17 protein-coding genes and 2 pseudogenes are annotated in these 19266 nt (G+C 70.3%); 11 read left to right on the top strand and 8 right to left on the bottom strand.

Annotation, left to right across the window (positions count from 1 at the left end; translation table 11 throughout):
- Positions 1-77 precede the first annotated feature (77 nt).
- On the top strand, positions 78-1250 hold the full coding sequence (locus ACZ4VW_RS31785; RefSeq protein ID WP_467968505.1) for a PP2C family protein-serine/threonine phosphatase: 1173 nt from the start codon (positions 78-80) through the stop codon (positions 1248-1250).
- A 56-nt stretch (positions 1251-1306) separates the two neighbouring features.
- Here ACZ4VW_RS31785 and ACZ4VW_RS31780 read toward each other — a convergent pair whose 3' ends face one another.
- Together ACZ4VW_RS31780 and ACZ4VW_RS31775 are read right to left on the bottom strand one after the other, a co-directional pair.
- Positions 1307-1810 (bottom strand): hypothetical protein, encoded by a 504-nt coding sequence (locus ACZ4VW_RS31780; protein WP_467968484.1) that lies wholly within the window; start codon positions 1808-1810, stop codon positions 1307-1309.
- Positions 1811-2142: 332 nt separating this feature from the next.
- Positions 2143-2556 carry a DUF4190 domain-containing protein gene (locus tag ACZ4VW_RS31775; protein ID WP_467968482.1) on the bottom strand — a complete coding sequence of 138 codons (414 nt, stop codon included), beginning with the start codon at positions 2554-2556 and terminating at the stop codon, positions 2143-2145.
- Between the two features lie 510 nt (positions 2557-3066).
- On the opposite strand from ACZ4VW_RS31775, the gene ACZ4VW_RS31770 reads away from it, so the two are divergent.
- Positions 3067-4809, top strand: coding sequence for a PP2C family protein-serine/threonine phosphatase (locus ACZ4VW_RS31770; protein ID WP_467968481.1), 1743 nt, complete (start codon positions 3067-3069; stop codon positions 4807-4809).
- 51 nt (positions 4810-4860) lie between these two features.
- Here ACZ4VW_RS31770 and ACZ4VW_RS31765 read toward each other — a convergent pair whose 3' ends face one another.
- Positions 4861-5283, bottom strand: a complete 423-nt coding sequence (locus ACZ4VW_RS31765; RefSeq protein ID WP_467968479.1) for an ATP-binding protein — start codon at positions 5281-5283, stop codon at positions 4861-4863.
- A gap of 442 nt (positions 5284-5725) precedes the next feature.
- Here ACZ4VW_RS31765 and ACZ4VW_RS31760 point away from each other — a divergent pair, with 442 nt between their 5' ends.
- The 5 genes from ACZ4VW_RS31760 (at position 5726) to ACZ4VW_RS31740 (ending at position 9879) form a co-directional block, all read left to right on the top strand.
- On the top strand, positions 5726-6637 hold the full coding sequence (locus ACZ4VW_RS31760) for an STAS domain-containing protein (protein WP_467968477.1): 912 nt from the start codon (positions 5726-5728) through the stop codon (positions 6635-6637).
- A complete protein-coding gene (locus ACZ4VW_RS31755; protein ID WP_467968475.1) occupies positions 6634-7053 on the top strand; it encodes an STAS domain-containing protein in 420 nt (139 codons plus the stop codon). The genes ACZ4VW_RS31760 and ACZ4VW_RS31755 overlap by 4 nt, the downstream gene beginning before the upstream one ends.
- A gap of 143 nt (positions 7054-7196) precedes the next feature.
- Positions 7197-7607 carry an ATP-binding protein gene (locus ACZ4VW_RS31750; protein WP_467968473.1) on the top strand — a complete coding sequence of 137 codons (411 nt, stop codon included), beginning with the start codon at positions 7197-7199 and terminating at the stop codon, positions 7605-7607.
- Entirely contained in the window at positions 7592-8608 is a 1017-nt protein-coding gene (locus ACZ4VW_RS31745; protein WP_467968471.1) for a SpoIIE family protein phosphatase, read from the top strand. Before ACZ4VW_RS31750 ends, ACZ4VW_RS31745 begins: the two co-directional genes overlap by 16 nt.
- Positions 8605-9879: a PP2C family protein-serine/threonine phosphatase gene (locus tag ACZ4VW_RS31740; RefSeq protein WP_467968469.1), complete on the top strand. Its 1275-nt coding sequence runs from the start codon at positions 8605-8607 to the stop codon at positions 9877-9879. The genes ACZ4VW_RS31745 and ACZ4VW_RS31740 overlap by 4 nt, the downstream gene beginning before the upstream one ends.
- Before the next feature lie 11 nt (positions 9880-9890).
- On the opposite strand, the gene ACZ4VW_RS31735 is transcribed toward ACZ4VW_RS31740, so the two are convergent.
- Complete coding sequence (locus tag ACZ4VW_RS31735) at positions 9891-10868, bottom strand: YihY/virulence factor BrkB family protein (RefSeq protein WP_467968467.1); 978 nt, start codon at positions 10866-10868, stop codon at positions 9891-9893.
- A 235-nt stretch (positions 10869-11103) separates the two neighbouring features.
- Between ACZ4VW_RS31735 and ACZ4VW_RS31730 the strand changes: the two genes are divergently transcribed.
- A complete protein-coding gene (locus tag ACZ4VW_RS31730) occupies positions 11104-12312 on the top strand; it encodes a PP2C family protein-serine/threonine phosphatase (RefSeq protein ID WP_467968465.1) in 1209 nt (402 codons plus the stop codon).
- Positions 12313-12362: 50 nt separating this feature from the next.
- Here the strand turns inward: ACZ4VW_RS31730 and ACZ4VW_RS31725 are convergent, their stop codons facing one another.
- Together ACZ4VW_RS31725 and ACZ4VW_RS31720 are read right to left on the bottom strand one after the other, a co-directional pair.
- The gene (locus ACZ4VW_RS31725; RefSeq protein WP_467968463.1) at positions 12363-12869 is read right to left on the bottom strand and encodes a MarR family winged helix-turn-helix transcriptional regulator; all 507 of its coding nucleotides are present in this window, start codon (positions 12867-12869) and stop codon (positions 12363-12365) included.
- Positions 12870-13409: 540 nt separating this feature from the next.
- Positions 13410-13913 carry a MarR family transcriptional regulator gene (locus tag ACZ4VW_RS31720; protein WP_467968461.1) on the bottom strand — a complete coding sequence of 168 codons (504 nt, stop codon included), beginning with the start codon at positions 13911-13913 and terminating at the stop codon, positions 13410-13412.
- A gap of 407 nt (positions 13914-14320) precedes the next feature.
- Between ACZ4VW_RS31720 and ACZ4VW_RS31715 the strand changes: the two genes are divergently transcribed.
- Positions 14321-15181 (top strand): PP2C family protein-serine/threonine phosphatase, encoded by an 861-nt coding sequence (locus ACZ4VW_RS31715; RefSeq protein ID WP_467968459.1) that lies wholly within the window; start codon positions 14321-14323, stop codon positions 15179-15181.
- Between the two features lie 505 nt (positions 15182-15686).
- Here ACZ4VW_RS31715 and ACZ4VW_RS31710 read toward each other — a convergent pair.
- The gene (locus tag ACZ4VW_RS31710) at positions 15687-16139 is read right to left on the bottom strand and encodes an ATP-binding protein (RefSeq protein WP_467968457.1); all 453 of its coding nucleotides are present in this window, start codon (positions 16137-16139) and stop codon (positions 15687-15689) included.
- Positions 16140-16638: 499 nt separating this feature from the next.
- Between ACZ4VW_RS31710 and ACZ4VW_RS31705 the strand changes: the two are divergent.
- Positions 16639-16851: pseudogene (locus ACZ4VW_RS31705) on the top strand (MarR family winged helix-turn-helix transcriptional regulator); the annotation flags it as partial.
- 195 nt (positions 16852-17046) lie between these two features.
- On the opposite strand, the pseudogene ACZ4VW_RS31700 reads toward ACZ4VW_RS31705, so the two are convergent.
- Positions 17047-17142: pseudogene (locus ACZ4VW_RS31700) on the bottom strand (sigma factor-like helix-turn-helix DNA-binding protein); the annotation flags it as partial.
- 388 nt (positions 17143-17530) lie between these two features.
- On the opposite strand from ACZ4VW_RS31700, the gene ACZ4VW_RS31695 reads away from it, so the two are divergent.
- Positions 17531-19266: HAMP domain-containing protein (locus ACZ4VW_RS31695; RefSeq protein WP_467968456.1), on the top strand; the 1736-nt coding region annotated here is incomplete at its 3' end.

Genomic DNA, 19266 nt, shown 5'->3' with positions numbered 1-19266 from the left:
GCTCTGTCAGTCGCTGAGGCATAAGAGATTTTCCTCATTCATCTCGGATAGGCGGGAACCCAACGGTGGACAGATTCATGGTCGTGGAACGCGCACTGCGAAGAGCCGCGCCGCACGCCCTCCTGGAAGCGGTCCAGGACTCCCTCACCGCCCACTACGCCGCTGACTCCGTCGACCTGCTCATGGCCGACTACGCGATGACCATACTGCAACCCGTCAGCGCGCTCCCCTATACCGCCGAGCCCATTCCTGTCCACACCAGCGCCCCTGGCAGGGCCCTCGGGGCACAGGAACCCTACGTCGAGACCGACAGCCGGACCGACCTGGTGACCGTGCACCTTCCCATCAGCGTACGAGGGGACCGCATCGGCATCCTCACCGTCAGGCTGCCGGCGGACTCCTACGACCGCGCCACCGCACGGGAGTTGGAGAACGTGGCCGAAGTCCTCGGCCATGCCGTCGTGGTCGCCGAGCGGGATACCGACGTCTACCTCCAGGCCCGCCGCGCCGACCGCCTGACGCTCGCCGCGGAGATGCAGTGGCAGTTGCTGCCCGGCCGCTCCTGCTCCCGCCCCGAGTACGAACTCGGCGCGCAGCTCGAACCCGCCTATGCGATCCATGGCGACAACTTCGACTGGTCCACGTCCGCCCACCACCTCACTCTCACCGTGACCAACGGCATGGGAGAGGGCATCGATGCGGCGCTCCTCACCAACCTCGCGGTCACCGCACTGCGCAACGCCCGCCGCGCCGGCCTGTCCCTCGCCGATCAGGCGTGCCTGGCCGACCAGGCCATCTACGGTCAGCACCAGGGAGCCGTCCACCTCGCCGTCCTGCTTCTGCGCTTCGACCTGGCGACCGGAGAAACGGAGATCATCGACGCCGGCTCGCCCCGGATGTGGCGTCTGAGGGAGGGCAAGGCCGAGCAGGTGAAGCTGGAGGCGCAGCTCCCGCTCGGCATGTTCGAGGACACCGTCTACACCGCGCAGCGCTTCCAGGTGGAACCGGGGGACCGGCTCCTCTTCGTCAGCGACGGCGTCTACGACGCGGCGTCCCCGGCGGGCGAGCGCTACAGCGAGCGGGCCCTGATGCGCGCGATGGCCAACACCCGTCTTCTCCCACCGTCACAAGTTCCCCGCGCGGTGCTCCAGGAGCTCTCGGGACATCGCGGCCCCACTGATGCCGAGGACGATGCGATGGTGGTCTGCCTCGACTGGCACGGCCGTCCGGAGACGACCGCGCGACCGTAGCGAGGTCCGTCGGAGCCGTACCGCCGCACGCTGCGTACCGAGGTGCCGGTGAGACCTCAGGGTGTGGGTGCCTGGTAAAGACCCCGACCCGCCCGGTGCGCGCGGGACGTCGCGACCAGGCGGTCGAGGGTGGAGCGCACGGTGTTGATGGCGCCGGCCGAGCCGTCGCGGCCGAGTACCGCGGCAACCTCCCTGGCCCGCAGAGGTGTACCGGCCTTGCCGGCGAGCACAGCGACCACCTGGTCGGTGAGGCCGTCGGAGCGGGAAGGCGAACGGTCACCCGTCGAGACCTCGGCCGCCGCCGTCCCGGATTCTTCCTGAGCAGCCGGCCGTGCCGCCGGTACCCGCGCCGCGTCCTCGACGTCGGGGATCACCGCGGAGTCTGCGGCGGAGAGCGCCTGCAGGGCGGCGAGGGCCGTGCGCACCGATTCGAGGCGCAGTGTGACTGCCGCGATGTCCTTCTCCAGCGCCGCTCGCCGCCTTTCCAGGTGCGGTACTTCCGCCTTGAGCTGAGCGGTGGTGGCTTCGAGCGTGTCCGTTCCGGTGACGGGCGACGGCATAGCGGCCTCCTGTGGGTGGGCGTGGGGGCGGGACGCTACGGCGCAGACTATGACCGGAGTGTTGTGATCCGCAAAGAACTCGGCGCATGGTGAGGGCGGTTGAAGGAACGCAACTTTTGCCTTTCGGCTAGGGAAAGCATGGTCCGAGGCCGCGCTCGAGGATGCGACCCGTACGGGACCTCCCCGGTTGTACGTCTCAGTGGCACATGCGCGGGTCGCTGTCGAAGCGGCGTGACACCGGAGCACCGCAGGACGTGACAGGCCCGGCTCCCTGTTGTGTGGAGCCGGGCCGCCTTCTGTCCGCTCGGTGTGCCCCCCGGGCGGAGCAGTGGTCAGTCGTTCGTGTCCTTGCCGAAGTCCTCCGCGCACGCCTCGCGCTCGCGCTGCGTGGTGGCCTGGTCGACGCAGTCGTCGAAGTTCCTGAACTCGTCCGAGCCGAGGACCGACGCGCCGATGGCGAGGATGACGGCGGAGGCGAGCATTCCCAGGGCGCCGAGAATCGCGCCGGCGATGGAGATCTTGCCGTGCTGGGCACGGCCCGCGCGGGCCCTGCGCGCCCCGACGATGCCGCAGATCAAGGCCAGAAGGCCGAGCACGAGGCCACCGAAGACGGTCCAGAAGAGAAGGATCGCCGCGATGCCGAGGACGAGCGAAGCGATCGCCAGGCCGTTGCTCCGCTTCTCGCCCGGGGCCGCGGTGGTCAGCGCGGAATCGCTCGGCATCGCGGGCTGGTCGGAGGAGGACACACCATCACGCTCATCTCTGTTGCCGTTCCGACGAGTTGTCTTCGTGCCGTGTGCCCCCGAGGGGGTGATGAATGCGTTGTCGGCCGCCCCGCCGGCACCGGCCGGTCCGCGCGGCGCGGCCGGCCGACGGGCCTGGGAAGCCGTGACCCTGCTCGGCGGCGTACCGGCGCACCACGTGCACGGGGCGCGGCGACAGCGGTACACCGCAAGCCGTGAGCCGCCGGTGGATCTACGGGAGCGGCTCGATCACAAGGCGTTGGGACCACGGCCCGCCGCCCCTGACGTCACCCGAGAGTGTGATGCGGCGATTCGGTGCGGTGTGCGGGGACAGCATCACAACGCCCCCGCGGATCGATACGGAAAGGCGGGCCACGCGATGGCCGGTGATGCCCTGCCGAGACCTCGTCCGCAGGGGCGGCGAGCACGGCCGAAGGGTTTGCGGGTGATGCCCTGGGGCGATCAGGATTCCTGACGACAACGGCATGGCTGGGCCGAGGAGGCGCGGTGATCATGAAGGACGGGGTAGTTGAGAGCGAACCCGAATGCGGTGCGGCCTCGTCGTTGGAGGTGCCGAGCCGGCTGGGGGCGGCAGCCTGTGTCGTGGACGACTGCGGAATGATCAGCGCGCTCAACACCTACGCGGAGCGGCTGTTGGGGATGACGGCCGCCGCTGTCGTGGGAAGGGACGCCCATGACCTGTGGCACCGTGACGCGCACGGCCAGCCACTGGCCAGGGCCCAGTGCCGGGTGGAGGAAGCGGTGCTGGCCCGGAGGACGCAGGCCGGCCGCGGCTGGTTCGAGCACGGAGGCGGAAGTCTGACCGAGTTGTCCTGGTTGACCGTCCCCTGTGCGGGAGGAGGGGGATCCGGTGCGGACACGCTGATGATCTTCCACGACCATCACACCGAGACGTTGGCTCCCGAGGGGGACGCTGGTGACGGGTCGACGCTTTCGGAACTCGAGCGCCTGGCGCTGCTGGCCCAGACGACCACACAACTGACGTCGACCCTCGACAGCGAGGAGGCGCTGCGCCGCCTCGTACGACTGGTGGTGCCCCGACTCGCGGACTGGGTGGTGGTCGACCTGATCACCGAGGTCGGTGAAGTGGAGCGCGCCATCGTGGTCCACCACGAGGACGGCGAGCTGATCTCCCGGGAGGACCTGGAGGGACCGATGCCGCCGGTTCCGGAGGACTCGCCGATGCCGCTGTCCCGGGCCCTGAGGGGGGCGGCGTCGACGCTGGTGACACCGGCGACGTACCAAGGGCCCCCGGACTCCGGCATCGCGATCGAACAACGCCGGTTGTTCGAGGTGACGCGCATGCACTCGGCGGCGATCGCACCCATACGAGGTGTACGGGACGTGCTGGGAGCCCTGACCCTCGGGCGGTCCGAGCGCCCCGCCGCGATGACCCCGGCGGACCTGTCCCTGGTCGAGGACATCACCCGCCGCACCGGGCTGGCACTCGACAACGCCCGTCTGTACCAGCGGCAACGCAAGGTCGCCGAGACGATGCAGCGCCACCTCCTCCCGCAGCTGCCGTCGATTCCGGGGGTGCAGATGACCGCGCGCTACGTGCCTTCACCCGACGCCTCGGAGGTGGGGGGCGACTGGTACGACGTGTTCACCCTGGCCGACGGCACCACGGCACTGGCGATCGGTGATGTCGTCGGGCACGACCTGGACGCCGCTGCCGGCATGGCCCAGGTCCGCAGCATCCTCCGTGCGTACGCGTGGACCCATCACGAACCGCCCAGCGCGATCGTGAACCGGCTGGACGAGTCGGTCATACACATCGCCGGGGTCTCGATGGCCACCTTGATCTTCGGCACCCTCGAACAGACCGCCGACGGAGCCTGGCAGCTGGCCTGGACGAGCGCCGGCCACCCGCCGCCGCTCCTCGTCACGCATGACGGGCAGGCCCGCTACCTCACGGAAGGGCATGGGATGCTCCTGAGCACCGGGCTGTCGTCCATCCGGACCGACGCGCACGTCACCCTGCCTCCGCAGTCCACGCTGGTCTTCTACACCGACGGGCTCGTCGAGAGCCGTGACCGCCCGATCGACGACGGTCTCGACCGGCTGCGCAGACACGCCGCCTCCCTGGCGCACCGCCCACTGACCGCTTTCACCGACCGCCTGCTGGAGCGGGCCCGGCCGGACCGGGCGAGTGACGACGACATCGCCATCCTCGCCCTGAGAACCCCGGGGGTCCACCCACCACAGTCGGACCAGCCGGACGCTGTGTCGTGAGTGGCCGGACCCGGCCTCCGGTCAGGCTGATCCAGGGGCCGGGCCGCCGCCTCACCTCAGCGGCACCAGTGCGTGGACGGACTTTCCGCCGGGCGCGGGCGTGATGGTGACGTCCTTGCTGAGGCGCCGGATGAGCGGCAGACCGAACCCCCCGGGGCGCGACCCCTCCGCGCCTGCGGCCTTGGCGGTGGGGCGGTCCCGGTTGCGGTCCGTGACCGTGATCCAGAGTCCTTCTTCGGCGACGGACAGCTTGAAGGCACGCACGCCGCCACCGTGCCGGATGGCGTTGGTGACCAGTTCCGAAGTCACCAGCAGCGCGTCGGCCAGGACGACGTCCTCGCCCGTCGCCGGCTGCTCGCGGCAGAACCTCTCGTCGAGGAATCTGCGTACCTCGTCGCGGGCCATGGCCGCCGTCACGTCGCGACGCCGCGCCGGGGTCTCCCTCCGGAGGGTGGCCGTCTCATCCGTCGTCATAGGTGGAACCCCCTGCTCGGACTCCTGATGTACGCATGACGAACGTCTGCCCGCTGAGTCTGATTACACCCGTTAAGTTCCTTTTTGATTGTCTCGATGCCGCGACGGGGGCGCGTGCCGCCGGACGCGTTCGAACCGGAAGCCCGGGGGCGCGCTGAACTCCATGGCCGGCGACGACACGTCCTCCTTCCGCAACGGTCGGCATGGCTGGTTCCAGGCGGTTTCGAATGTGACGCGGGGGTATACGCGATGCGTAGGGATCCTCGGCGGGCAGCCGCTGACCTGCGGCGTAGGGCGAGGTGCGGGAGCGCGCCTCGCCCGTCTGCGCGCGTGCTCGGCTTCGATGACGGGGGCAGCTCGAACAGTTGCCGTATGGCTACTATCTTGAGCAGGTCGTCGATTCGGCCGGGTAAGGCAAGCAGAGGGCGTCTGAGAGGCGAAGATGAGTTCCACCGAGTCCGCCGTGCGGGATCGTCTGGCCGAGGTGCTGACGCGACGCGGCGTCGAGATCGCCGACCGATGGGTACAACTGCAGCAGAAACGTGCTGATCCCGGTGGGCGGACCCCGGACGAGACCGAACTGCGCGAAGAGGCGGACGCGCTCGTCGCCGCTCTGAGCGCGGGCATGGGGAGCCACGTCCCGGTCGACCACGTGGTCACCCGCCAGCGTGAACTGCAGGAGACGGTTGTCGACATGTCCCTGCGGCGGGCGAGGATGGGGGCGGTTCCCACGGCGACTTCGTTGGCGGTGCTGGGGCTCAAGGAAGCTTTCCTGGAGGCCGTGCGGCAGGAGTCGTTCGAGACGGACGACCTGTACGAAGCCGCGGTGCTGATCAACCGCATCCTGGACGCGGCGGGCGCCTTGTCCTTCGAGACGTACGTCGAGGGCCGTGAGGAGATCATCCGGCGGCAGAGTCGGCAGTTGCTGGAGGCGTCGACCCCGGTGGTTCGGCTCTGGCGCCACGTCCTGGCCGTTCCACTGATCGGCAACCTCGACACCGCCCGTAGCCAGGTGGTGATGGAGAGCCTGCTCGAGGCCATCCAGAAGGAGGAGGCACTGGTCGCGATCATCGACATCACCGGTGTCGCCACCGTGGACACCTCGGTGGCCCAGCATCTGATGCAGACGGTGAAGGCGGTGCGGCTGATGGGAGCCGAGTGCATCGTCAGCGGCATTCGGCCCGCGATCGCCCAGACGGTCGTCCAGTTGGGCATCGACCTGTCGGACATCCTGACCCGTGCCAGCCTCGCGGACGCGCTGGCGACCGCGATGCAACTGACCCGGCAGGAGCCCGCCATGGGTGTCGCGGGCGCCGTGCGAGGGGGGACGGACCACGGGCGGGTGGAGCGATGAGCCGACCGGAATCCGCCCGTGTGCCGATCCTGCGGCTGGGGGACACCCTGGTCACCGGACTCCTCAGTGAACTGGACGACACGTCGGCCGTCGCGCTGGCCGAGGAGCTGACCGCCCGCATCGCGGACGACGGCGCGCGGGGCGTCCTCCTGGACATCTCACGGGTGCAGATCATCGACTCGTTCGTCGCGCGCGCCCTGATGGAACTCAGCACGATGGCTCAGTTGCTGGGCGCACGGGTGATCGTCGCGGGGATGAGCCCTGCCGTGGCCGTGACTCTGGTGGAGCTGGGCATCGACCTCACCGGTGTCGAGACGGCTCTCAACGCCGAGCAGGGCATGGCCGCCCTGGGCTGGTCGAAGACCGGCGCGGGACCGGTGCCGGGGCAACCGACGGCGGATGGGATGTCGGCGTGAGGCGTTCCGAGGAGTCAGGGCCGGCACGGTCCGGCGGGTCACCCAGGTCGGCCGGGGGCGCAACGGCGACGGCGACGAGCGCGCAGGTGGGAGCCCAGCGAGGCTCCTCGGCCACCCACCGGGGCCCCAGGGACGCCGGAGGCATGGGCAGCTGCATCCCCTTCGAGTGCCACGTGCGCACGGAGGAGGACCTGCTGCGGGCCCGCCATGCCGTGCGGGCCGCGACACAGGAGCTGGGGTTCAGCCTCGTGGACCAGACGAGGGTCGTCACCGCGGCCAGCGAACTGGCCCGTAACGCCCTCATCCACGGAGGCGGCGGCGTGCTCTCCATCGAGGGGATGCGACGGGCCGGCGCAGCGGGCCTGTGCCTGACCGTTCGCGACGAAGGCCCCGGCATCGCCGACCTGGAAGGGGCGCTCACGGACGGCTTCACCACCGGCGGGGGACTGGGGCACGGCCTGGGAGGAGCGCGGCGCCTCATGCACGAGTTCGACGTGCGCTCCACGCCGGGTGAGGGCACGACGGTGACCGCCGTCCGGTGGACCGACCGGTGACGCGCGGCCCGCACGTGCGGCCACCCACCGTCCACGTGCCGATCGACCACTACAGCGCCGTACACCTGGCCAGCACCCAGGCCCGGGAGATGGCGGTGCGCTGCGGCATGGAGTCGTCCTGGCCCGATCAGGCGGCCGCGGTGGCCAGCGAGTTGGCCAGCAACGTCGACAAGCACGCGACCGACGGGATCGTCTACCTGCAGCCGCTGCCGATGGGGGAGGGGCTGGAGATCCTGGCCGTCGACCGCGGCCCCGGCATGGCCGAGCTCCAGCGCTGCCTGACCGACGGGTACACCACCACGGGCACCCTGGGAACCGGCCTCGGGGCAGTGGGGCGAGTGGCCACGGACTTCCTCATCCGCTCCCAGGTGCCGGAGGGAACGGTCGCGTCGGCACGTATCAGCGCCGGCGGCAGAACGACCGCCCCGGGTACGGGCATGGTGTGCCTGTCCGCCGACGGCGAGGGGGAGTGCGGCGACGGCTGTGCCGTCTTCGAAACGGGCGGTGGCCTCACGGCCGCCGTCGTGGACGGCCTGGGCCACGGAGAAGCGGCGGCCCGGGCGACCCGCAGCGCGCTGCGGATCTTCCGGGAGGCGAGCGACCAGCCGCTGCCCGAGATCATGCGCTCACTGCACCGATCCCTGCGCCACACCCGTGGCGCCGCGGTCGGCCTGATCCGACTCCTGCCCGGCGGCGTGGAGTTCTGCGGGGTCGGGAACATCCGGCTGTGCCTGTTGTCCGTCCATCATGTGCAGCGCCGTCTCGACGGCAGGCCGGGGATCGTCGGATGGAACCTGCCCACCCCGCAGGTGCAGAGGGCGCCCGTGGAGCCGGGCCAGACACTCCTCGCGCACTCGGACGGCATCGAGTCCCGCTGGTCGCACGATCCGTCCCCCTTCCTGCTCCGCCTTCCTGCCGAACTTCTGCCGGCTGCACTGGCCCACCGCCACCGCCGGTCACGAGACGACGCCACCGCACTCAGCCTCACGGGACTGCGATGACCCAACACACCTACGACGAAAGCCTTCTGTCCACCCTGCCCGAGGTGCGGCGGGCCGTGCGCCGCTTCGCCGGCCTGTACGGGCTTCCGGCGGGAGCCCGTGCCCGGCTGACGGCCTCCGTCGCGGCGGTGGCCCGCACCGGCCTGGAGAACGGGCGGGGCGTCCGGATCACCGCCCGGCGCGGACCGGGGGCGGAACCGGCAGGCGTCGACACCCTGACATTCGTTCTCTCCCCCTCCCCGCCGAGTGACCCCGTGACCCTGGCGAAGCTGCCGCTTCCCCCCGTCGTCACCGACGGCGGCGTCGAGTGGCGCATCGCTCTCCCCTCGCCGGGGGAGGAGGCGGAGGCGGTTGCCTCCGATGCGGTTGCCTCCGACGGCGCGGTCGCCTCCGACGACGCGGCCGAGGAAGAACTGGCCGCCCTCCTGACGGACCTCGACGCCCTCGCCGCCGACCACCAGCAGCTGAAGGCCGAACTCGACGAGACCAACAGCGGCGTCCTCGCACTCTACGTCCAGCTCGAGGAGCGCGACGAGCAACTGCGCCGCGCCCACGGACAGATGCTCCGCGAGCTGGAGGACGCTCTGAGGCCCGCGCCGCTGAGCGTCCCGGGCCTCGAGCTCGCCGTCCACTACGCACCCGCCGACACCGACGCCCCCACCGGGGGCGACCTGTACGACTGGTTCGTCCTTCCCGACGGCAGCGTCCACATCACCGTCGTCGACGCGTTGGGCCACGGAGTGGGCAGCACCCGGGCCGCGCTCGACGTCACCCACACCGTGCGTACGCTCGCGCTGGACGGCTATCCGATGAAAGCCATCGTCGGGCGCGCCAGCGAGGTCCTCAACGGCATGGACCCCCAGCTGATGGCCACCGTGCTGCTGGCCCGTGTCGACCCCGTCGGCGGGGAACTCCTCCTGGCCAACGGCAGCCATCCCCCGGCGCTCGTCGTACGGACCGACGGACCGACCGAGTACCTCGAAGTGCCGGGGCGCGGCGTGGGATACCCCCTTCCGGGCAGCGAGCAGGTCCTGCGCAGCCACCTGGAGCCGGGTGACCTCCTGATGCTCTACACCGACGGTCTGACCGAGAGCCGAAGAGACCCCCTGGAGGGCGAACAGCGCCTCGCCGCCTCGGCCACTCGCAACGCGGGACGACCCATACACGAGATTCCCGGCGCCATCGCCGACGACATGCACACCGTGGTCCACCACCCCGACGACACCCTTGCCCTCACGCTGCGTCGCCTGGGCAGTGCTTCCGGCCGTTGAACGGCCGCGCGTCAGGCGTCAGCGCCGGGGTCCGGATGGACCGGTTCGGACATCTGGGCGCGAGCGGCTTCCAGTTGGGCGGCGAAGGCGACACCGAGCAGCAGAGCGACACCGGTGAGATTCGCCCACAGGAGCAGGGCGACGAAGGCGGTGAGCGGGCCGTACACGGCGCCGAACGAGCCGCTGTACTCCACGTAGAGGGCCAGCAGCCAGGTCGCGGCGATCCACAGGACGAGATGGACGGCCGATCCGAAGGCCAGCCATGTGTAGCCGGGTTGGCGACGGCGAGGAGCCCAGTGGAAGATCACCGCCGAGGCGACCACCGCCAGGGCGACACCGGCGGGGACCTGCGTCCAGTGCCACCACTGCGGCAGCTCGGACGCGGTTCCTGATGCCGTGCCGGACGCCGTGACGACGGCCCCGGCGAGGGTGTCGCCGGCGACGAGGACGAGGAACCCGGCTGCCATCGGCATGCCGGCCCCCACAGTCAGCAACAGACTCCTGCCGTACTTGCGGACGAAGGGCCGGTCGCGTTCGATCCCGTAGATGCGATTCGTGCCGCGCTCGATCTGCGCCATGGCCGACACCAGGCTCAGCACGGCGAATCCGAGCCCCAGCCACATCGCCAGCGCGCCCGCCGCGTCGGTGCCCGCGCTACGGCGCCCCGTGGCGAGGACGTCCTCGATCAGCGCGGAACTGGCACCCGGGGCGATCCGGGTAAGGGTGAGCTCGACCGTCCGGCCGATACCGTCGGAGTGCAGGGTGGACGCCACCCCGACCAGTGCGATCACGAAGGGCACCACGGCGAGAGCGAGCTGGAAGGCCAGTGCGCGGGAGTGGCTGAAGCCGTCGGCGTACCGGAACCGAACGAAGGCGTCGGTGAGGAGTTCGCGTCCGCCGTACCGCCTCAGCGCCACCCACGCCTCGTCACCCGAGAGCTCGTCGCCGGCCATGTCCCGGGTCTGCGGCACGCGCACAGCCGATCCCATGTCCCACCCCTGCTTTCAACCGTCGTCTCCACCACGCGTGTTCAGCGGCGCGCGGTCGCCGTGCGTCTTCCCGGGGATCGGTCGAATATAATTGCCGCGCGGCAAATGTTGTGTTGCGTTCGTACACTGAAGGGTGTGACTGCGCCGCGGCCCGTCGGTAGGCTTGCCGGTGTGGGAGCGTGCGTGGCCCTGACCTGCCGGGCCTGGCTCCCGGCACATAGAGAAGCTGGATGACGTGGACAAATTTGCCGCTGTTGAGCGGGCTCTGCGCAGCGCTGCACCGCACACCCTTTTGAACGTGGTGACTGTCGCGCTCATGGAGCAGTACGGCGCCGAGCGTGTCGAACTCCGTCTGGCGGACTACGGCATGCGCTCGCTGCAGGCCGTGGAGGCCGTGCCCTTGACGACGGAGCCGGTGCTCATCCACGGATCGCCCCAAGGGAGGGCTTTCGGGGCTCAGGAGCCGTGTGTGACGCGGGACAACGGCTCCTACGACGTCCATCTGCCCGTGACCATCCGCGGCGACCGCATGGGCGTGCTGACCGTCAGGCTGCCGGAGGACCGCTACGCGCAGTCGCTGCTGCCGGACCTCCAGCACGTCTGCGAGGCGCTCGGCCACGAGATCCTCGTGGCCGAGCGGGACACGGACCTGTACGTCCTGGCCCGCCGTGCGGCTCGGCTGACGCTGGCGGCGGAGATGCAGTGGCAGCTCCTTCCTGGTCGCTCCTGCGCCCGTCCCGAGTTCGCCCTCGGCGCCCACCTGGAACCCGCCTACGCGATCTTCGGTGACAACTACGACTGGTCGGCCTCGGCCGACCATCTGACCCTGACGATCACCAACGGCATGGGGGAGGGCATCGAGGCGGCCCTGCTCACCAACCTCGCGGTCAACGCCCTGCGCAACGCGCGCCGTGCCGGCCTCGACCTCGCGGACCAGGCGGCGCTGGCCGACCAGGCGGTGTACGCGCAGTACCACGGCAATGCGTACGTCTCCGTGCTCCTGTTGCGTTTCGATCTCGACACCGGCGAGGTCGAAGCGGTGGACGCCGGCTCCCCGCGCATGTGGCGGCTGCGGGACCGTTCCGTCGAGGCCGTCTCCTTCGACGCGCAGCTGCCGCTCGGCATGTTCGAGGACACGGTCTACGTCCCCGAGCGGTTCACCGTGGAGCCCGGTGACCGGCTGTTGTTCGGGAGTGACGGCGTGTACGAGGCGTCCTCCCCGGCCGGGGAGCGCTACGGGGAGAAAGCTCTGGCCCGTTCCCTGCTGTCCAGCAGGCTGCTGCCCCCCGCCCAGGTGCCGGGTGCGGTCCTGCGCGAGCTCGCGGGGTATCACGGGGAGACGCCGCTGGACGACGACGCGCTCGTCGTCTGCCTCGACTGGCACGGCCGGCCGGAGGGCGAGGCCGGAGACGGGAGCGGCGGGGGAGCCGGGCAGGCTTTCTGACGCCCGGTGCCCCCTCGGGGCGCTCCTGGGGTGCCCGTCGCCGGGCGGGCTCAGGCGCTCCGCGGCGAGGTGCGCGGCGGAGCGTGTTCCTGCGTCGCTCCCGATTCCTCCAGGGCCTCTCGAAAGGCGCTGAGGCCGTCCAGCAGTGCGGCGCGGGCGGCGGGCGGCATGTTCTGGATCGGCTTCATGAGGAGTTCCTGCCGCAGTGCGCGCAGCTCGGCCAGGTGCGCCTTGCCGCGGCTGGTCAGGCGGAGCGTCAATTCGCGGCGGCTCACCCGGCTGGGGGTGCGCTCGACGAAGCCCATCGCCTCCAGGCGATCGCAGAGCCGGCTCACCGAGGAAGGGGCGGCCCCCAGGAGGTGACCCAGGCGGCGGAGGTTCATCCCCGCCTCCCGCTCCAGGCAGTACAGCACTCGTAGCTGGGAGACGGAGACCGACGAGGAGGCGGTCACGTCACCGCTCCGTCCCCACAGGATCTCGAGCAGTTCGACGACGGCACTCGCGGCCTGGGCGGCACCTTTGGCGGGTTTCGGACGGGGGGCGGGATCTGTGCTCATGCCGGGACACTCCGCTTCACTCCGGACCGCAACCATATCTCTCCTGCCCCCAGGGGCCGGGGATAGCCGCATCCGTCCAGCCGTGTGTGCGAGGGCCTGCGAAAGGTCGGGGAGGCCCACCGACCGGCGGGCGCCACGTCTGCCGGCGGAGCCGGTTCAGGGACAGCGGGCAGTTCGGGCCGCGATGGTCACGGAAGGCGAGGGCGGTCGGATCGAGGGCCAGGTTCCGGCACCCTGCGACCGCCTCCCGGCCGGTCGAGCAGCTCCTTCTCGGCCCACAGGTCCCGCTCTTCCGTCACCCGAGGGAGGGCGTGCGAGCCGCTCGTCGGCGGTTCCGTGACGATGATCCGGCCTTTGTCGCCGTACGCACAGCCTCCCTGACCAGCTCAGGGCAGCCCCTGTCAATAGTTGCCTCCAAACAACTGTACCCTGGAGGCAACACAGTGGGTCGGGCCGCGAGGCGCCGACAGTGACGTCCCAGCATCGGAAAGGAGAGAAGTCGGGAGTGCGAATCGACTCGGCAGTCCTCGCCCGGCGAGGTCAGGCGGACCGGACGCCCTTGACCGAAGAGGATCGTGGGACGTCTCCCGCATCGTTGAGCGCGTGCTGGAAGCTCGTCAGCCCCTTCAGCAGCGCGTTGCGCGCCGACGGAGTCATCGAGTCGATGACCGCGAGGAGCGCCTCCTGCCGCTGCGCCCTCAGGTCGTGCAGGTACGCCTTGCCCCGTGTCGTCAGGTGCAGCTCCAGCTCGCGCCGGCTGACCTGGCTCGGAAGTCGCTGCACGAACCCCAGCGCCTCCAGCCGGTCGCACAGGCGGCTGACGGACGGGGGCGCGGAACCCAGAACCTTGCCCAGCGTACGCAGGTTGATGCCCTCATCCCGGTCCAGGCAGTAGAGGACGCGCAGCTGGGACGCCGAAACGGGGGTCGAGGACACCATGTCCTTGCCGCGCTCCCACAGCACTTCCAGGAGCTCGATGAGCTCGCGGGCCGCCTGGGCGGTCTCGTGCGGCCGACGCTGAGAGGAAGCGGGGTTCGCGTCCATATCTAGTGACACTCCGAATCAGACGTCTTAGGCCGGCGGCGCTTCGTGGGCGCCACGTTTCTAGTCTCCACATCTCCCCAGAAGGCGGTAATGGTTCGGTGGAACGACGTGTGATGGTGGAACGCGCCTTGCGCGGAGCACCGCCCCATGGCCTTCTGGACTCCCTCCGTACTCATCTTGCGCAGCACTTCGCGGCAACCGCTGTCGACCTGCTGCTGATCGACTACGGGCTGAGCAGTCTCCGTCCCTTTGGCCACTGTGACGCCATTCGAGGGCCGGTTTTCGTGGAGGCGAGCCCGGCGGGCACGGTCTTCTCCGAGCAACAACCATATCTTTCCACCGGGGCGGGACCCACGGTGACGGCCTATCTTCCCGTGACGGTTCGCGGTGATCGGTATGGAGTTCTCGTGGTCACGCTGCCGCAGGGCGAGGAGCCGCCCGAGGTTCTCCTCGATCATCTCGGTGCCATCGCCCAGATGCTGGGGCACGCCCTACGGGTGGCCGAAAGGCATACCGATGTGTACCGACAAGCACGGCGTGACGGCCCGCTCACCCTCTCCGCCGAGATGCGGTGGGAGCTGATGCCGGGGCGCTCGTACTCGCGCGAGGAGTTCGACCTCCACGCCCACGGCGAACCCGCCTACGCCTCCGGGGGACACCTCTTCGACTGGTCGGCCTCGGCGGACGAGCTCACGCTGGTCGTCGCCGACAGCGCCGGAACGGATGCCGAGGCCGTCCTGGTGAACAACCTCGCCCTCAACGCCCTCCGCAACGCCCGTCGCGCCGGCCTCGACCTCGCCGGCCAGGCAGCCCTGGCCGACCAGGCCCTGTACGGCCAGCATCGCGGCGCGAGGCATCTGTCGACCCTGCTGATGTGTTTCGACCTGCGCACCGGAGAGGCCCAGATCGTCGACGCCGGCTCGCCGAGCGTCTGGCGCGTGGCCGGCCGGACGGCGCGGCGGGTGGAACTGGAGCGTCAGCTCCCGCTCGGCATGTTCGAGGACACCGTCTACACGGCCCAGCATCTGCGGACCGGGCCCCGGGAGAGGCTGCTGTTCGTCGCCTGCGGTCCGGAACCCGCGGCATCGCAGCCGACCCACGCGGCCTTCGACCAGGCTGTGAGCCGGGCGATCGGCCGCACGCAGGGCCTGCCCGGTGCGGACACCCCCAAGGCCGTCCTTCGCGAACTCGCCGAGCAAGGAGCCGCGCCGGCCGGCGGACTCGTGCTCTGTCTCGACCTCCGCAGACCGTCGGCGGGCGGCCCCTGACGCGGCCGCCCGCCGTACGACCTCCACCGACGCCCCGGCTCAGGACCACGACGCGGGCGTCTCGTCCTTGGGGAGGGGGCGCAACGGGGCGCTCGACAACAAGGGGATGTCGCCCGGGTGATGAAGCCGGGCGAGGGGGACGCTGTTTCCTGGAGCACACCCCGGGACGGTGCAGAAAGAGGATGACGCAGAAGCACACCGCCATCTCTTCCGCCGTGGCTCCACGGTGGCGCGACGGGCCCGGACGAGCGCCGCGTCCGTGGGCGCGAGGGGGCGGCGGCGTGGCGACGGCGGGTCGTACGGTGGGCGGGAGGGCAGGTTCACCCGCGAGACTCGCGCAGTTCCCACTCCGCGTGTGTTGTGATTGCGGTTCGAGTACCTCAGGCCCCACAAAAACTTTGCCGTGCGGCAATGTTTTTCATTGGTAGTGCATGCGGAGCGATTCCGGCGAAAACGTGTACGCGCCGTACCGGCGGCACCACCCTGCCTCCCTACCCCTGTCGGCTCACGGAGCTTCCTGCACGGGCACCGATGTGCCGCGCGCCAGGAAGGGTTCGCTCGTGCCCGAGTCAGCGGGGGAAGGGGTCCTGAGGATGTGGGCCCAGATGCGCTTGCCGTCCTCGCGGCTGTCGACACCCCAGCCCGCGGCCAGGTGGTCGAGAAGGTGGAGTCCGAAGCCGCCGGTGGCGGTCGTGACGCCGGGCGCTCGCTGGGAGGGCTGGGCGGCGCTCCCGTCGCGGACGGCGATGCGAGCGCCGTCGGGTATGGGTTCGAGATGGAGCCAGGCGTCCGTGCCGGCATGACGGTGCGCGTTGGTCACGAGCTCGGAGACGAGGAGCACGGCCACCTCGATGCGCTCCGTCGGCCACCCCCAGGTGGCGAGGGCGGTGGCGGTGTGGTCACGGGCGCGGGCGAACGCGCCCGGCTCTAGCGGAATATGCCAGATATGCCCGCTCATGTTCATCTCACCCACCGGGGTCCTGGTCGCTCACTCAGAAAACGTCGGATGGAAGGGTAACCCGCAACCGTTGCGGCGCACCGGGCTTCGGCCCGGCCGGGAGCGGCGCCGAGATGGGCGCGCCCGGCGGGCGCGGCCGGCGCCCGAGCGCACACGGCAGCGCGCGATCCGCTGCGCGGATCGCCGTGACCTCGTCGGACGGACCGGCGGTACAGGACCACCTCCCGCGCTGACAAGGCAAAAACCAACTGCCCGCAGGTGTTTGGGCCCGCCCTTGTCGGTGAGACGGAGAGGGTCACGGGCGCACGGCGACGACGAGACGCGCGGCGAGACACGCGACGGGACGCATGACGACGAGGAGGAACGGCGACCATGACCGAACGGCGCGTCAAGGCCGCTTGCCGCGAGGAGGACCCCGCTGCCTTCTTCGCCGTCGCCGGCACAGGGTGAGTGATCGTGAGCGGCCGTGAGTGACGGGGAAGTACGCCGGGCGGCCGCCATGCTCGTGTCCCTCTGGGAGAACGACGAGCTTGCCGCGGAGCACCGGCTGCCGCTCACGCAGGAGCGCACGCTGGCGGTGATCGATGCCGCGGGGCACATGACGCCGAGCGTGCTGGGCCGGCGGCTGGGGTCCCGGGCGCCCTCGGTGAGCCGACTGTGCGGACGTCTGGAGTCAGCCGGTCTGCTGTCCCGCCGACGTGATTCCCACGACCGCCGACGGGTGGACTTCGCGCTGACGGAGGCGGGCAGGCAAGCCCTGAACTGCATCCGGAGGCAGCGACTCGACCGGATGACCGGCATGCTCGGGTCGCTCGACAGGCCGACGCGGACCGCCCTGGCGCGAGGACTCCAGGGACTGGGCGACGCCCTCACGGAGCTGCCTCGCGCCGACCTCCGTCGGCGGCCGTCAGTCGGTGGCCAGCATGCCCCTACGGAGAGAGGCGAGGGCGCGGGAGAGCAGGCGTGAGACATGCATCCGGCTGACGCCGAGCCGTTCGCCGATCGGCCGTGTCCGCGTACGCGTTCGTCGACGCGGACGGAGCCGTCACGCTCATGACGTTCCCCTCCCTCGGAGCCCGCCGACCGGCGTGGCCCGGCGATGAGCGCCGTATCCCCCGAGAGCCGAGGCGTATGTACGCCACGTGTAGAAAGATCAGCGTGAGCCGGGAGCGGCGGCCAGGGGGCCGGAAGCCCGGCCGTTCAGGGGGAACCGCTGAACGTGGGGGGCGCGTTCTCCGCCTGCGTGGCTTTCGCCTCTGAGCTACGGCGAGGTAGGCTGCCCCGTATTTGTCGTACGGCAATGATTGCCGGCGAGGGGGGCGGCCTGCTCAGGCCGTGGCAGTGTTCGGCTTCCCGGCGGGGCTCCTAGCAGCGTTCAACGAGGAATGGTCATGACTGAGACGACGGTCGACAACGCGCGTGTACCCCGGACACGCACGCGTGGCGCGGGCAAGGTGGGGGAGCCGGAGCTGCGGCAGCTCCTGGCCGGGCTGACGGCGGTGCGCGACGGTGACTTCGGCACGCGCCTGCCGGACGACGCGGACGGGCTGCTGGGCGAGATCGCCACGGTGTTCAACGGCATGGTCGACCAGCTGTCCCTCTTCACTTCGGAGGTGACCCGGGTCGCCCGTGAGGTCGGCACCGAAGGCACCCTGGGAGGGCAGGCCGAGGTGCCCGGAGTCTCCGGCACCTGGGCGGATCTGACCGACTCGGTGAACGCCATGGCGGGCAACCTCACCACCCAGGTCCGTGACATCGCGCAGGTCGCCACGGCGGTCGCCAAGGGTGACCTCTCGCAGAAGATCGACGTGGACGCCCGCGGGGAGATCCTGGAGCTGAAGAAGACCATCAACACGATGGTCGACCAGCTGTCCGCCTTCGCCGACGAGGTGACGCGCGTGGCCCGTGAGGTCGGTACCGAGGGCAATCTCGGGGGCCAGGCCGATGTGAAGGGTGTCTCGGGCACCTGGCGGGATCTGACGGACTCCGTCAACTTCATGGCCGGCAATCTGACCGCGCAGGTCCGCAACATCGCGCAGGTCACCACCGCGGTGGCGCAGGGTGATCTGTCGCAGAAGATCACGGTGACGGCCCGGGGCGAGATCCTGGAGCTGAAGGAGACCATCAACACGATGGTCGACCAGCTCTCGTCGTTCGCCGACGAGGTCACCCGTATGGCTCGTGAGGTCGGCACGGAAGGCATCCTCGGGGGCCAGGCCGATGTGAAGGGTGTCTCGGGCACCTGGCGGGATCTGACGGACTCCGTCAACTTCATGGCCGGCAATCTGACCGCGCAGGTCCGCTCGATCGCGCAGGTCGCCACGGCGGTCGCCAAGGGTGATCTGTCGCAGAAGATCACGGTGACGGCCCGGGGCGAGATCCTGGAGCTGAAGGAGACCATCAACACGATGGTCGACCAGCTGTCCGCCTTCGCCGACGAGGTGACCCGGGTGGCCCGCGAAGTGGGTACCGAGGGCAACCTCGGCGGCCAGGCCACCGTACGCGGCGCGTCCGGTACGTGGAAGGACCTCACGGACAACGTCAACGTGATGGCGTCCAACCTGACCGGGCAGGTGCGTTCCATCGCGCAGGTCGCCACGGCCGTGGCGCGCGGCGACCTGTCGCGCAAGATCACGGTCGAGGCCAAGGGCGAGGTCGCGGCACTCGCGGCGGTCATCAACACCATGGTGGACACCCTGTCGGCGTTCGCGGACGAGGTGACCCGCGTGGCCAGGGAGGTCGGCACCGAGGGCCGGCTCGGCGGCCAGGCGCGGGTGCCGAACGTGGCAGGCACCTGGAAGGACCTCACCGACAACGTCAACTCCATGGCGAACAACCTGACCGGGCAGGTCCGCAACATCGCCCTCGTCACCACCGCCGTCGCCAACGGCGACCTCTCGAAGAAGATCGACGTCGACGCCCGGGGCGAGATCCTGGAGCTGAAGACCACCATCAACACCATGGTCGACCAGCTGTCCTCGTTCGCCGCCGAGGTGACCCGCGTGGCCCGGGAGGTCGGCAGCGAGGGCCGCCTCGGCGGCCAGGCCGAGGTCGAAGGCGTCTCCGGCACCTGGAAGCGGCTCACCGAGAACGTCAACGAGCTCGCCGGCAACCTCACCCGCCAGGT

The organism is Streptomyces sp. NPDC029139 (assembly GCF_055564335.1).
This window is presented reverse-complemented; position numbering and strand designations above follow the sequence as displayed.